The sequence below is a fragment of the Nostoc favosum CHAB5714 genome, assembly GCF_020829495.1.
GTDB classification, from domain to species: domain Bacteria; phylum Cyanobacteriota; class Cyanobacteriia; order Cyanobacteriales; family Nostocaceae; genus Nostoc; species Nostoc favosum.
In genome coordinates this window covers 42306-56088 of sequence record NZ_JAIVFQ010000015.1, presented here as the reverse complement: position 1 = coordinate 56088, position 13783 = coordinate 42306, and the positions used below count along the sequence as shown (strand labels likewise).

Below are 13783 nucleotides of genomic sequence, written 5' to 3'. Positions count from 1 at the left end.
ATCTTACGAGATTACAATTTTAGGCTAACATTCTTTGAGGGATGACAATGTAGCCAGTGGTGCGACGCCGAATAGCCCGTCGTAGACATCGCCTAATACGAGATTACGTTGTTCTCCCCAATACCACCAATAAGCGGCAACATAGGCGCAAATTAAGCTATCTAGTTTATCTTCGGTTGCTTTGAGGGCTGCGCCTGTGGTGGAGATTTCAAGAAGAAACGTAGACGCACCAGCGGCTTGCCGTAGGCTACCGCAGAGGCGCAGAGGGCGCAGAGGAGGAGAGAAGGAGGGGAGGATATCAAGAAGATAATTTTGGAGTTTGGTTAGTTCTAGGCGGCGATCGCTGAGGTGTCCTTTTTTGTATTTGAGGATGCGTTCTAAGTACAGCATTTCATTAATTCGTAGCGAATTAAATTTGGCAATACCCTGCAATGGCAATGAATGCGTCAGCGGCCTTGTTAATGCGTCGGCGGCCTTGTTAATGCATCGGCTTGCATTGTTAATGCATCGGCGGCCTTGTTAATGCATCGGCGGCCTTGTTAATGCGTCGGCGGCCTTGTTAATGCGTCGGCTTGCATTGTTAATGCATCGGCGGCCTTGTTAATGCGTCGGCGGCCTTGTTAATGCGTCGGCTTGCATTGTTAATGCATCTCAATGCAATGCCAATGCGTTCCCCTGCATTGGAAACGCTACGCTCTTACGCAAAACTGTACTAAGTTGAATAGGTTAACGATTGCTGGGTGGGGAAAGACTTCTATTTGATATCTACTGAGTTTTTGCGGTTCAATGGTGGGTGCGTGTGCAAAACCGCGTGATTCTAATTCTAAGCCAAAGTTGATGGTGCGATCGGCGAAGGGTAGGTTTTGATTAGCTGGGTAGCATCCTGCATGATATTTACCAAAGTATTTGTGGCTGAGTTTGTCGGGGAGGCGGCTTCCGGTGACGTTGGGTATGAGGGTAGGCGCATCTACGGCGATGATGGCTGGTTCGTCTGGTTGTACGCTCTGATCAATCCAGGTGAGGATGTCTGCAATGGCTTCTTTACGGTCTAGATCAAGTAGTTGCAGTTGTCCATCTATCCATTCTAAGCAGCATAGTCCACTTGGTTGAGATTTCCAGCCTAAATCAATGCCAATAAATTTTATGGTTATAACACGAATTGGCGATTATTTTCGCATTTCGCGGCAACGATTCACCTAAATTTACTTGCTAAAAATTGTGAGAAATAATCTTATAATCTTAAACAGCTTGTCTTAATTTATTTTATCTGGCGATAAATTAATCAAGATTATTCCCATGAAAGTTTTATTTTTACATCCTAATTTCCCCTCGCAATTTCGCAATCTAGCGACGGTTTTAGGTAAAGATCCTAATTACCAAGTCGTCTTTGGGACAAATCGTCGTGAAGGCGAAATACCTGGTGTTTTTAAAGCTATTTACACTCCTTCTCGTGAAGCTGCTCCCCAAACTCACCATTACGTTCGCAACCTGGAAAATGCTGTTCTCACAGGGCAGGCTGTCTATCGCGTGTCAGAAAAATTAAAAGCTGAGGGTTTCGTTCCAGATATAGTCTATGGCCATTCTGGTTGGGGGCCGACTTTGTTTATGAAAGATATTTTCCCCAAAGCAGAATTATTGTGTTATTTCGAGTGGTTTTACCATGCTCACGGCTCGGATGCAGATTTTGATCCCAGTGAACCACTGAATGCTGATGATGAATGCCGCATCAGGGTGAAAAATACGCCGATTTTGACTGATTTATATAGCTGCGATCGCGGTCTTTCTCCAACGAATTGGCAGCGTCAGCAGTTTCCCAAAGAATATCATAGCAAACTCACTGTAATTCATGATGGTGTTGATACCAAATATTTTGCTCCCAAACCAGGCGCAAAGTTAATTTTACCAAGAATAAATCTCGACCTTTCCCATGTGGAAGAGTTGGTAACTTATGTGGGACGCGGGATGGAACCTTATAGAGGTTTTCCGCAGTTTATGGAAACGGTAGCGCTACTTCAGCAGCGAAGACCTAAGTGCCATGTGGTAGTTGTGGGAGAAGATAGGGTGGCTTATGGGAAGAATCTTCCTGATGGTAAGACTTATAAACAATTAATGTTGGAAAAATTATCTTTGGATTTATCGAGGCTGCACTTTACAGATAGGCTTCCTTACAATGAGTATCTTCAGGTTTTGCAAGCTTCTTCTGCTCATGTTTATTTAACTCGTCCTTTTGTTTTATCCTGGTCAATGTTAGAAGTAATGGCAGCAGGATGTTTACTAGTAGCCTCTAAGACTCCGCCAGTATTGGAAGTCGTACAGGATGGGGTGAATGGACTGCTGGTAGATTTCTTTTCTCCCCATAATATTGCTAATAGGGTTGAAGAGGCGCTGAATCATCCTCAGGAGATGCAAGCAATTCGTGCGAATGCGCGAGAGACAATTCTAAAGCGTTATGATTTGGCGAAACTGTTACCACAGCATTTGCAATGGATGTTCGCTGGTAAAAGTTCTGATAGTTTGAAAAAGCGCTCAGTTTCTAAAGGATTTGGCAAAAGTCATTAGTCATTAGTCATTGGTCATTGGTCATTAGTCATTAGTCATTAGTTATTAGTCATTGGTCATTGGTCATTAGTTACAACCAACAAAGGACAAAGGACAGAGAAATAAAAAACGATATTTAAAATGCGAATTCTTTTTACCATTGCCCATTTTTTCAAACCAAGCGGTGAGGGTCGTCATGCTTCCCAACGCAAAGACCCGCAACCCCGCTTGCAGGCGTTAACTAATAGCCTTACCGCCTTACACCAATTATTTGGTAAATCTCAAAGTATCATTAACATTGCTCAACGAATAGCTTTTCCCGCTAACCAGCCGCAGTCGCACGAGCTAGATATTGTTATTTGTACAACCAAAGATAATCATCTTTTGAATCAGCTTTCCTTACCATCCCATTTATATAAGCATCATTCTACTAATGTAGAACCTCTGCTTTTGGGCTTTGAGTGCCAAGCTGTTCTGCAAAGTTGTCTCGGTCAATATGATTACTACTGCTTCTTAGAAGATGACCTAATTATCCATGACCCTTGGTTTTTTATAAAATTAAATTGGTTTACCCAACAAGCAGGTGATTTAAATTTGCTCCAGCCAAATCGTTATGAAATCTCCCCTTATGCGTTGGTTCATAAAGCTTATATTGATGGGGATTTGGCTTTGCGAGTAACTGCTCCCTTTCAAAATGTGCAGGAGCAACCGGAACTCAAGGGTACAATTCTGAATGCACCAATTACCTTTTGTCGTGCCCTCAATCCCCATGCAGGCTGCTATTTTTTGAATGCAAATCAGATGGCTCATTGGGCTAATCAAACTTATTTTCTTGACCGGGATATTAGCTTTGTTGGGCCTCTAGAAAGCGCTGCAACCTTGGGAATTATGAAGACATTTCGGATTTACAAAACTTCACCAGAGCAAGCAAGTTTTTTGGAGATTCAGCACTTTGGAACAGGATTTTTGGGGCTAATTGGAGGACAGGTAGGTTTGGCAGAAAGGTAAATCGAATTTAAGAGTTTGGTTTTTGTGAGCAAAATTAATGCGATCGCTATTTATAAAACACATTAGCGATCGCTCCACAATCAACTAATCTTAAATTGAGACTAATGGTTTTTCAACAGGGGTAGGCGTGGTTAGCGGATCAAATCCTAACTGCTCAGTAATGCGCTCTCTGGCTAAAAGGCGGTATTCCCAAAAATGCTCGCCAGCAGCACATAAACCCAAATACATATTCACAAATTGCGGCTTGGTGCGGAGAATAGCCCAAAGTTGTTGCCAAAATTGACCCCGAATTTCCTGCCGTTGCCAACCTTGACGCCAGAGCAAATGTGCAAGTAGTCGCAGTCCTTTGCCAGGAGGAAAATACATCGTCTGCTGTAATTGGGGATTAGGTGTAATCTTGAGGCATTGTTCAAAACAACGTCGGAGATAGTTTTTGGGTTCGTACATTCTCCAAATTGCCTCTAAATATTCTTTAGCAACTTCAGCCATCGGCCGGGTAGGAACAAAATTCATTAAGGAATTCTGATCCCCTACCTCTAAACCTCCAAATCCTTCTAATAATCGTTCCTCTCGTTTTAGTCTTTCCCAGAGGGCAGTATTAGGAAGGGCTTGCAGTATACCTAGCATCGGTTGAGGAATGCTGGTTTCTTCAATAAAAGCTTGAATCCGCTCCCCAGCGCCAGTTTTTTCTCCATCAAAACCAATGATAAATCCTGCATAGATGAGTAATCCAGCTTTATTGATAGTACGACAGGCTTCTAAGAGGGGATTACGGGTATTCTGAAACTTGCGAGTGACTTGTAGGCTGTCTTGATCTGGTGTTTCAATACCCAAAAAGACTGCGTAGAAACCAGCTTTAACCATTAATTCTAATAGCTCAGTATCTTCTGCAAGATTGACGGAAGCTTCAGTCAAGAAGGTAAAGGGATAATTGCGTTCCTGCATCCAGGGGATTAATTCTTGTAAGAGGCGTTTCACATTGCGCTTATTGCCTATGAAGTTATCATCCACTACGAACAGAGATCCGCGCCAGCCTAAGTCATAGAGGGTTTGGAGTTCTGCTAGGGTTTGACTAGGTTCTTTGGTACGTGGTTTGCGACCGTATAGATTAATGATGTCACAGAATTCGCATTCAAAAGGACAACCGCGAGAAAACTGGATTGCCATCATTAAGTAATCATCTCGTTTGAGTAAATCAAAGCGAGGGATGGGGCTTTGGGTTACATCTGGTTTTTCAAGGGCGCGAAAGCTTCCTTGTTCTTCACCTTTGGCGATCGCATCTAAAAACTGTGGAACTGTAATCTCCCCTTCATCTAAAATCAAGTAGTTAGCTCCTGCTTTTTGTGCAGGTTCTGGCACTGAGGTTGGATAAGGCCCACCCACAGCAACTTTTTTCCCCAGTTGCGCTGCTTTGTGAATTTGGGCGAGAAAGTCTTCTTTTTGTGCAAGCATCGCAGAAAGAATCACGATGTCGCACCATTGCCAATCAGCATCCGTTTCTTGGTTAACATTGCGGTCATAAAACCGAACTTGCCAGTCTGCTGGTAGCATAGCCGCAACAGTCAGAATTCCTAGCGGTGGAATAAATGCCTTAAGCCCCGCTATCTTCATGAATTCGTCGTAAGACCAAAACGTTTTGGGAAAGCGGGGGTAAAGTAAGAGTACTTTCATTGCTGTAGCCCTCTAATTAAATTTTGTTTGAAAAATTTTTACTTTTGATAAATCCGTATTTTGGATGCAGATTGCAGAGATGATGCTACGATCCCACTACCCCTATTCTTTCTCCATCTGTCTTTAGATAGACATTTGCATCGGCAAAGGTGATTTTTTAGTGGCGTTGTAATAAAACACGCGATGTGCAACTTATTCTTAAAACCCCACTTCCATTCCTCTCCCCGAAGCGGAGAGAGGCTTTAAGTCTTGCTCCCCTTCCCTCTTAGGGAAGGGGTTGGGGGTTAGGTTTGAGGGAAAGTTGCACACCGCGTTAAAACCTAATGGCGAATTTGTGGAGCGAACAACTGCCATATCATTTGTAGGGGTTGCAGAGAAAGCGGGATGATTATAACAAGTTCCAAAATTCCTCCCCTGCAACGCCAGCATCCCTTGCCTTAAAAGCTTGCCCCAATTCATCCCACTGTTCTGCAACGCCCATTTGTATTGCCGTGCTATGTAAAGGCAACCTCTTGCAATGCCAATGCATCGGCTTACAATGCCAATGCATCGGCTAACAATGCGATTGTTTCGACTGACAATGCGATTGTTTCGACTGACAATGCGATTGTTTCGGCTAACAATGCGATTGTTTCGATTGACAATGCCATTGTTTCGACTGACAATGCGATTGTTTCGACGAACAATGCGATTGTTTCGACCTGCAAAAATTAACCCACCCTTTATTAAAATTTTTGTATAACAGCTTAAATATCTAATCGCGCAACGGCGAGTTGCCCTGGAAAATGTCAAAATTAAATGAGTTTTGCGTAGGCGCAAACGCGAGTGCGTCTCCAAGAGTTGCGACTTGTCACCAGACATCGCCACTTTACTAGCGCGGATTTGAGATAACTAAGTTGAAATTTATGGGCAAGCAACGTGTTCTTTCTGGAGTTCAACCAACGGGCAATTACCATCTAGGTAACTATTTGGGAGCCATTCGCAACTGGGTAGAAGGTCAGAGCGAATACGAAAATTACGTCTTTGTGGCTGATTTGCACGCGATTACAGTGCCACACGAGCCAAAACAATTGGCAGCTGATACCTACACCCTTGCTGCTCTCTATCTAGCTTGTGGTCTTGATTTAAATCACTCTACCATCTTTGTACAATCCCACGTTTCGGCCCACAGTGAACTCACCTGGTTGCTCAACTGCATTACACCTCTAAACTGGCTGCAAGACATGATCCAGTTTAAGGAAAAGGCTGTTAAACAGGGAGAAAATGTGAGTGCAGGCTTATTAGATTACCCTGTGCTGATGGCAGCTGATATTTTGCTTTACCAAGCCGATAAAGTGCCAGTGGGTGAAGACCAAAAGCAACACTTGGAATTGACACGGGATATTGCAGCTCGGTTAAATCATCAATTTGGTAAACCAGATCAACCAGTTCTGAAGTTACCAGACCCTTTGATTCGTAAGGAAGGGGCAAGGGTGATGAGTTTAGCCGACGGTACACGCAAAATGTCGAAGTCTGATCCTTCGGAGTTAAGCCGAATCAGTTTGCTAGATTTACCAGAACAGATTCAATACAAGATTAAGCGTTGTAAAACTGATCCCATCCGTGGGCTGACTTTCGATGATCCAGCGCGTCCAGAGTGTAATAACTTGTTAACGCTGTATACATTGCTGTCTGGTAAAGCGAAGGAAGATGTAGCAGTTGAGTGTCAGGATATGGGCTGGGGACAATTCAAGCCATTGTTGACGGACACAATTATTGAGTCTCTAAAACCAATCCAAGAAAAATATCAGTCAATAACGGCGGATAAAGGCTATTTGGAGTCTGTGTTGCGAGATGGAGGGGAAAAAGCTAGAGCGATCGCAAATCAAACTTTATCACAAGTAAAAACTGCTTTAGGCTATTCTCTTCCTCTATAAGTTTTCCCGTTTCGGTGTGATTGGCTATACCATTTAAGAAATTGAAATTATTAATTTTATGCATCACACCCATAGCCCCACAGCCTTCCAGAGAGCTGTACAAGCAGGTGAATTTCTAGTTACTGCCGAGGTAGCACCGCCGAAAGGGGGAGATCCAGCGCACATGATTCAAATGGCGGCGACTCTTAAGGGAAGGGTTCATGCTGTCAATGTTACTGATGGTAGCCGCGCAGTGTTACGGATGTCTTCGTTAATGGCGTCGGTGATTTTGTCACAAAACGGTATAGAGCCGATTTGTCAAATTGCTTGCCGCGATCGCAACCGCATTGGTTTACAAGCTGACCTGATGGGCGCTCATGCTTTGGGCGTAAATAACATTTTAGCTTTGACTGGCGACCCAGTAAAAGCAGGCGATCATCCAGATGCTAAAGCAGTGTTTGACTTGGAAGCGGTGCGACTGCTGCAACTGATTCGGAAGATGAATCAAGGCGTTGATTGCAACGAAAAACCTTTGACTGATGGAGCGTTAGATTTATTTGTTGGTGCAGCAGTAGATCCGCAATGTAAGAGTTGGTCGGGTTTGCAAAGTCGATTTGAACGCAAAGTCGAAGCCGGAGCGCAGTTTTTTCAAAGTCAGTTAATTACAGATTTTGAACGCTTAGAAAAGTTCATGGATACCATTGCCTCTGGCTATAAAAAACCAATTTTGGCAGGAATTTTCCTGTTGAAATCGGCAAAAAATGCCCAGTTTATTAATAGATGTGTTCCGGGTGTAAATATTCCCCAACATATTATTGATAGATTAGCAAAAGCCAAAGATCCTTTTGAGGAAGGGATAAAAATTGCCGCAGAGCAAGTGCAAATAGCGCGGCAATTGTGTCAAGGAGTTCACATGATGGCGGTGAAGCGAGAAGATGCGATCGCGCCAATTCTAGATTTGGCTGGGGTTGCTCCAGTTAATCAGTTGGTATCCAAGTAAATAAGATAACTAATCTTTTATTAAAGCAGATGGGATTAACCATCTGCTTTTTTATGCTGAAACAGACGTATATCTGACAATTCAGGTTATGTGGAAAAGCTAACCATTGACCTAACCCCCTAACCCCCTTCCCTGCTAGCGTTGGGGGAAAATTCAAAGTCTCTCTCCTTTTAGGAGAGAGAAATAGAAGAGAGGTTTTCCAGATACCGTGAAAAGTCAGAAACGTATATACACTATTCTTGATAAACTTTTAATATCCAATTTTTGCTTGACTAAATCCAGGTGCAGACTGACAAAATATTTTATAGCTTATTTCAAACTTTCCCTAGCATATTTTTTGCAATAATTGGCGATACGACTGTCAATGTCAACGCATATCAATTTGTTTCAATCGAACTAAAAGAAACTGCTTTTAGGATTGATGGAGTATTTATCCCCACAAGTGAAACCACAAACCAACCCCTCTACTTTGTTGAAGTTCAGTTTCAATTAGACTCAACTTTTTATAGACGCTTCTTTGCCGAAATCTTCCTTTATTTGCGTCAAAACGAATCAGTCAATTTTTGGCGTGCTGTTGTCATCTATCCACAACGAAGTTTAGATCCGGATGATCGGCTACCGTATCAGTTGCTGTTAGACAGTTCACAAGTACAACGCATTTATCTAGATGAATTAGATACAGGTGAGAACTCACTTCAAGTTGCGATCGTTAAATTAATTATCGAAAGAGAAGAGACAGCCGTTGACAAAGGTAGAGAATTGATTTTACAAGCAAAGCAACAACTGGCAGATGAAACTACCACCAAGCAAATTGTAGAATTGATAGAGACTATTCTGTTGTACAAATTTACCCGGTTAAGCCGAGAGGAGTTAGCAGAAATGTTGGGTATAGACGACGAATTCAAAAAGACAAGGATGTATCAATCAATCAAGGAAGACGGCTTAGAAGAAGGTCGCCAGGAAGGTCGCCAGGAAGGTCGCCAGGAAGGTCGCCAGGAAGGTCGCCAGGAAGGTCGCCAGGAAGGCCGCCAAGAGGCTAAGTTAGAAGCTATTCCCCGGTTGTTGGCATTGGGATTGACTGTAGAACAAGTGGCGGTGGCTCTCGATTTAACGGTGGCGCAAGTACAGCAAATAGCTGAGAATCAGTCTAGATCATAGTGGCCGCTGCTTGGCTTTAATGTAATCAGCAAGTGCGATCGCCTCTTTTATATTTAGTTTCACTAAACCAGAAGCGATCGCACTTAAAACCTGGGTTACATCTTACCGTGTTGCAGCACTTGTTGTAGATGTTGGCGAATCTCTTGTGCGTGTTCAATATCAGATTGACGCAATTTTTGGAACAACTCTACACAAGGCTGAGAACCTACTTGTTCTGCATCTTTGATGTAGGTATCGTAAGCTTTAACGGCTTCAGCCTTGTTGTGCAAAACGGTGACAAAATCATACTCCAAGTCGCTAATCGCTTGTTGAGACTGTCCGTTACCTGTATTTGTAACCATTGCTTGATCCTCTTTTAGAATTTCTAATTAACTTTATACTTACCTTTAAAGAGCAATTCATCTTCCAAAAAGAGTATATTTAAATACGTCGGAAGTACCTTACGAGGGTAGGTTATATAAATTCGTAATTCGTAATTCGTAATTCGTAATTAATAGCCGTTACTCTATAGAAGGAGATAGGACAGACAAGGGAGAAAATTCTACCTCATCCCCCTCATCCCCCAACTCCCCACTCCCCATATTTCATAAGAATTTATCCAAGCGGTTGATTCTCATCACATTGACGTGAATACTGGAATTCCAACTCATTTTGCCGTTCCCTACCTCCTCTATAGACAATCGGGCAAAACTTAGTGTTAGCACTCATGCAATCCATGTGTGGCGTCTTAGCACAGACTACGAGTAGTCCACCCAGAACAAACAACAAACCACAAATTGCAAGCGTATTAACCCAATGCATTTCCAGCGCTCCGTGAACTACTATTTCTCGCAGTAGAGATACAATTGTTACCTCAACTGCCACTCCCACAGAGATACTATGTTCTTGCAAGTAGACCATTAATAGTCGAAATAACTCGACTAAAATCAACACAAATAGTATTTTTGCAGTCACATGTTTATAGTCTAGTGGCTGCATGAGGGCGATAGCTATCCCCCACAATTGGATTAGCATGACGGCGAATAAACCCAAGCATAAAACGATCACAATTAAGTCTTGAAAGGCTTCCATGTTGCGAACAATTGAGTGCCGATCAAGCCAGCGATCGCTAAATAAAAATCGACTTTTCTGGCGCTTTTGCATGTACGTTTCATTCCAATCGGGACAAGTTCAGACAACACCAGCGAGTCAACCCAATAGTTTTATGTTATGCAATATTAAGTTTTTGCGCCTCAGCGAGGTTGGTAATTTAAATTTTGTGCTTGTTGCAACAATTGCTCGGCATTTTTCGCCCACTGAGGATTCTTCTGAGCATTGTATAAATCTCTAGCAAATTGCAATACTTGCACTGCATCCCCATATTGCTGTAACTGCATAAAAACTAACCCTGCACCATAATAAGCGTTGGGATAGTTAGAGTTAGCTTCAGCTGATTTTCTAAAAGCCTCTAATGCCTCTTGTAATTTGCGTTGCTGAAACCAAATTGAGCCGAGATTATAGTAAGCTTCTGGATACTTCGGATTAATTTTTACTGCCTGATTAAAGGCATCTCTGGCTTGATCGAGTTTGCCTTGTTGGAGATAACACATCCCTATATGATAAGGAGGCTCTGGTGCATTTTTGCTATATTCTATGGCTTTTTTAAAAGATGCGATCGCTTTTTCACAATCTCGTTGCTGCTCTCGTACCAACCCCAAGTTATAGTGGGCAAATCCTAGTTTGGGATCAAGTTCTAACGCTCGTTGCAAGTAATCGTTAGCTAACTGTAAATTATTCCCCTCTAACAACGCACCACCTAAATTAGCAAAAGCTGGAGCAAACTTAGGATCGGCTTGCGTTGCTCGATAAAATGCATCCGCAGAGGGTTGTAATTGTCCCGTTTGTCGGAATGCTAACCCTAAATTATAGTGTGCTGGTGCTAATGCCGGATCTAATTGAGTTGCTTGTTTAAAGGCTGCGATCGCATCTTGTACCTTTCTTGCCTGAATTGCTTGTAAGCCTTGGTTTAACCAGTCTATAGCAGTTTTACCATTAGATTGTGCCAGCTTTGAGGGGACAGGAGCAGATAGAGAAACAGAGGGGGAGGAAATACTAACAGCTATCAAAGTCAAACTTACTAACCCGGCTATGCGATATTTAAAGAATGATAATCCCATTGATTTTCTGACTTGCAACACTTTCAGTTAAATTTACTTTATAAAAAGTTTTTTACAAAAGTTTTTATTTTGCTATGAAAATTTGTGATAGTTAACTTTTCTTAAGCTAAATCTTACGACAGGCTACAATTTTTTTAACTTTCGATTAAAGGGAGGATAATAACAAATTAAAGAAGGGGTAAGTTTGACTCCAGAGAATCATTTTTTATCCCTGATATATACAGAATAATGCGGTTAGGAAAAACTTACCGCAAGGGAGGTTTTATGAACGAAAAAGTAAAATCGGGTTCGCGGAATGTTGCAATTGTCGGGCCTTATTTAAGTGGAAAAACCACTTTACTAGAAAGCTTGTTATTTGTCACAGGGGCAATTTCTCGCAAAGGGAGTGTAAAGGATAGCAATACAGTAGGAGATAGTGCTGCCGAGTCGCGCGATCGCCACATGAGTGTAGAAGTCAGCGCCGCTAGCACTGAGTATAACGACATTCGCTTTACTTTTATTGACTGTCCGGGAAGTGTAGAATTTGCCCAAGAAACGTACAATGCTTTAATCGGAGTGGATGCGGCAATTGTAGTTTGCGAACCCATCCGCGAACGAGTCCTCACCCTCGCCCCTCTATTTAAATTCCTCGACGATTGGGAAATTCCCCACCTCGTCTTCGTCAACAAAATGGATCGGGCAAATATTCACGTCCTGGAAAGTTTACACGCCCTGAAAGCAGTATCTAGCCGTCCTTTGGTAGCGCATCAATATCCGATCATGAACGGGGAACAACTCACCGGCTTTATTGATATGGTGAGTGAACAGGCATATCAATATCATCCAGGCGCACCTGCTGACCCCATTCCCTTCCCGGAAAGTTTAAAAGAAGAAGAACATACAGCGCGGGCAGAAATGCTCGAAGCCTTAGCAAATTTTGACGACCATTTACTCGAAGAACTTTTAGAAGACATCGAACCTCCTCAAGAGGAAATCCTCAAAGATTTAAAAATGGAATTAGGGGCAGATTTAGTAGTGCCCGTTTTCTTTGGTGTGGCAGAACAAGATTATGGTGTTAGACCTCTATTAGAAGCCTTGCTACGGGAAGCCCCCGAACCAGAAACCACAGCAGAACGTCGTTTAAAAAACATAAAAGGTGATACACCTCTAGCGCAGGTATTAAAAACTTACTACACTCCCCAAGGTGGCAAACTTTCCCTCGTGCGTGTTTGGCGGGGCAAATTAACTGATGGCATTGTCCTCAATGGCATTCGCACTGGTGGAATTTACCGCCTCATGGGACAACAACAGCAGTCAGTTAACCAAGTTAGTGCTGGTGAAATTGTGGCATTGAGCCGTTTAGAAGGAATCAAGACAGGCGATACAATCTCCACAGAACAGCAGTCGGCAATAAAATTACCCAAAGCTGTAGAGTTGGAACCAGTGTATGCCCTCGCCATTACCCCAGAAAAGCGCAACGATGAAGTCAAACTTAGCGGTGCCATCACCAAGTTATTAGAAGAAGACTGTTCACTTGCTTGGGAACAACATGGCGATACTCACGAAGTTATCTTGTGGGGTCAAGGCGAGATTCATTTACAAGTCGCCCTAGACAGATTGCGCCGCAAATATAACTTGCCGATGACAACCCACTTACCGCAAGTGCCTTACAAAGAAACCATCCGCAAAACGGTGGCTTCAGTTCATGGACGCTACAAGCACCAAAGCGGTGGTCACGGACAGTTTGGTGATGTTTTTCTCGACATCAAACCCCTACCACGGGGTACAGGTTTCAACTTTAATGAAACTATTGTCGGCGGCGTGGTTCCTAAGCAGTACATTCCTGGGGTGGAAATGGGCGTGCGGGAATTTCTGACACATGGGCCTTTGGGCTTCCCAATAGTGGATTTAGCGGTAACTCTGACTAATGGTTCGTATCACAACGTTGATAGTTCCGAACAAGCCTTTAAACAAGCTGCGCGATTGGCAATGCAAACGGGAATACCCCAAGCGGAACCTACTCTATTAGAACCAATTTTGCGGGTGGAAGTGACTACACCTAGCGAATTTACTTCCAAAGTGCTGCAACTGTTGAGTGGTAGACGGGGGCAAATTTTAGGCTATGAAGGCAGAAACGATTGGCAAGGCTGGGATAATATCTCTGCATACTTGCCACAAGCAGAGATGCAAAACTTTATTGTAGAGCTGCGATCGCTCACCTTGGGCGTTGGTTCCTTCCATTGGGAATATGACCATCTCCAAGAAGTGCCAGAAAAACTCGCCGAACGCGTTATTCACAGCAATGGTAATGGTGCTAACGGCAACGGCAAGTAATTTTGGATTTTAGATTTTGGATTTTGGATTAATGTAGGACTTAC

At 43.0% G+C, this 13783-nt stretch carries 12 protein-coding genes and 1 pseudogene; 6 read left to right on the top strand and 7 right to left on the bottom strand.

Going from position 1 to position 13783, the window contains the following annotated elements:
* Positions 1–24 precede the first annotated feature (24 nt).
* Positions 25–390 (bottom strand): hypothetical protein, encoded by a 366-nt coding sequence (locus LC586_RS12950; RefSeq protein WP_438822894.1) that lies wholly within the window; start codon positions 388–390, stop codon positions 25–27.
* 323 nt (positions 391–713) lie between these two features.
* A pseudogene (locus LC586_RS12945) lies at positions 714–1145 on the bottom strand (DUF429 domain-containing protein); the annotation flags it as partial.
* A gap of 151 nt (positions 1146–1296) precedes the next feature.
* On the opposite strand from LC586_RS12945, the gene LC586_RS12940 reads away from it, so the two are divergent.
* Together LC586_RS12940 and LC586_RS12935 are read left to right on the top strand one after the other, a co-directional pair.
* Entirely contained in the window at positions 1297–2559 is a 1263-nt protein-coding gene (locus tag LC586_RS12940; RefSeq protein WP_229485163.1) for a glycosyltransferase family 4 protein, read from the top strand.
* A gap of 120 nt (positions 2560–2679) precedes the next feature.
* The gene (locus tag LC586_RS12935) at positions 2680–3546 is read left to right on the top strand and encodes a calcium-binding protein (protein WP_229485162.1); all 867 of its coding nucleotides are present in this window, start codon (positions 2680–2682) and stop codon (positions 3544–3546) included.
* A gap of 90 nt (positions 3547–3636) precedes the next feature.
* Here the strand turns inward: LC586_RS12935 and LC586_RS12930 are convergent, their stop codons facing one another.
* Both LC586_RS12930 and LC586_RS12925 read right to left on the bottom strand, forming a co-directional pair.
* Positions 3637–5217, bottom strand: a complete 1581-nt coding sequence (locus tag LC586_RS12930) for a B12-binding domain-containing radical SAM protein (RefSeq protein ID WP_229485160.1) — start codon at positions 5215–5217, stop codon at positions 3637–3639.
* A gap of 533 nt (positions 5218–5750) precedes the next feature.
* Positions 5751–5924 (bottom strand): hypothetical protein, encoded by a 174-nt coding sequence (locus tag LC586_RS12925; RefSeq protein WP_229485149.1) that lies wholly within the window; start codon positions 5922–5924, stop codon positions 5751–5753.
* A gap of 198 nt (positions 5925–6122) precedes the next feature.
* On the opposite strand from LC586_RS12925, the gene trpS reads away from it, so the two are divergent.
* The 3 genes from trpS (at position 6123) to LC586_RS12910 (ending at position 9270) form a co-directional block, all read left to right on the top strand.
* Positions 6123–7133: a tryptophan--tRNA ligase gene (gene trpS, locus LC586_RS12920; protein WP_229485147.1), complete on the top strand. Its 1011-nt coding sequence runs from the start codon at positions 6123–6125 to the stop codon at positions 7131–7133.
* Between the two features lie 58 nt (positions 7134–7191).
* Complete coding sequence (locus tag LC586_RS12915) at positions 7192–8112, top strand: methylenetetrahydrofolate reductase (protein ID WP_229485145.1); 921 nt, start codon at positions 7192–7194, stop codon at positions 8110–8112.
* 282 nt (positions 8113–8394) lie between these two features.
* On the top strand, positions 8395–9270 hold the full coding sequence (locus LC586_RS12910) for an Rpn family recombination-promoting nuclease/putative transposase (protein WP_229485135.1): 876 nt from the start codon (positions 8395–8397) through the stop codon (positions 9268–9270).
* 95 nt (positions 9271–9365) lie between these two features.
* Here LC586_RS12910 and LC586_RS12905 read toward each other — a convergent pair whose 3' ends face one another.
* The 3 genes from LC586_RS12905 to LC586_RS12895 all read right to left on the bottom strand — a co-directional run bounded on the left by LC586_RS12905 (position 9366) and on the right by LC586_RS12895 (position 11426).
* Entirely contained in the window at positions 9366–9611 is a 246-nt protein-coding gene (locus LC586_RS12905; RefSeq protein WP_229485133.1) for a hypothetical protein, read from the bottom strand.
* A 253-nt stretch (positions 9612–9864) separates the two neighbouring features.
* Positions 9865–10413 (bottom strand): phosphate-starvation-inducible PsiE family protein, encoded by a 549-nt coding sequence (locus tag LC586_RS12900; protein WP_229485126.1) that lies wholly within the window; start codon positions 10411–10413, stop codon positions 9865–9867.
* A gap of 89 nt (positions 10414–10502) precedes the next feature.
* Complete coding sequence (locus LC586_RS12895; RefSeq protein ID WP_229485124.1) at positions 10503–11426, bottom strand: tetratricopeptide repeat protein; 924 nt, start codon at positions 11424–11426, stop codon at positions 10503–10505.
* A 264-nt stretch (positions 11427–11690) separates the two neighbouring features.
* On the opposite strand from LC586_RS12895, the gene LC586_RS12890 reads away from it, so the two are divergent.
* Positions 11691–13739, top strand: a complete 2049-nt coding sequence (locus tag LC586_RS12890) for an elongation factor G (protein WP_229485110.1) — start codon at positions 11691–11693, stop codon at positions 13737–13739.
* Positions 13740–13783: the final 44 nt, after the last annotated feature.

What these genes read in the sequence shown, in the direction of transcription:
- LC586_RS12900 (WP_229485126.1), bottom strand. Translation starts at nt 10,413, where the DNA reads ATGCAAAAGCGCCAGAAAAGTCGATTTTTATTTAGCGATCGCTGGCTT.
- LC586_RS12930 (WP_229485160.1), bottom strand. Translation starts at nt 5,217, where the DNA reads ATGAAAGTACTCTTACTTTACCCCCGCTTTCCCAAAACGTTTTGGTCT.
- LC586_RS12935 (WP_229485162.1), top strand. Translation starts at nt 2,680, where the DNA reads ATGCGAATTCTTTTTACCATTGCCCATTTTTTCAAACCAAGCGGTGAG.
- LC586_RS12950 (WP_438822894.1), bottom strand. Translation starts at nt 390, where the DNA reads ATGCTGTACTTAGAACGCATCCTCAAATACAAAAAAGGACACCTCAGC.
- LC586_RS12895 (WP_229485124.1), bottom strand. Translation starts at nt 11,426, where the DNA reads ATGGGATTATCATTCTTTAAATATCGCATAGCCGGGTTAGTAAGTTTG.
- trpS (WP_229485147.1), top strand. Translation starts at nt 6,123, where the DNA reads ATGGGCAAGCAACGTGTTCTTTCTGGAGTTCAACCAACGGGCAATTAC.
- LC586_RS12915 (WP_229485145.1), top strand. Translation starts at nt 7,192, where the DNA reads ATGCATCACACCCATAGCCCCACAGCCTTCCAGAGAGCTGTACAAGCA.
- LC586_RS12905 (WP_229485133.1), bottom strand. Translation starts at nt 9,611, where the DNA reads ATGGTTACAAATACAGGTAACGGACAGTCTCAACAAGCGATTAGCGAC.
- LC586_RS12890 (WP_229485110.1), top strand. Translation starts at nt 11,691, where the DNA reads ATGAACGAAAAAGTAAAATCGGGTTCGCGGAATGTTGCAATTGTCGGG.
- LC586_RS12940 (WP_229485163.1), top strand. Translation starts at nt 1,297, where the DNA reads ATGAAAGTTTTATTTTTACATCCTAATTTCCCCTCGCAATTTCGCAAT.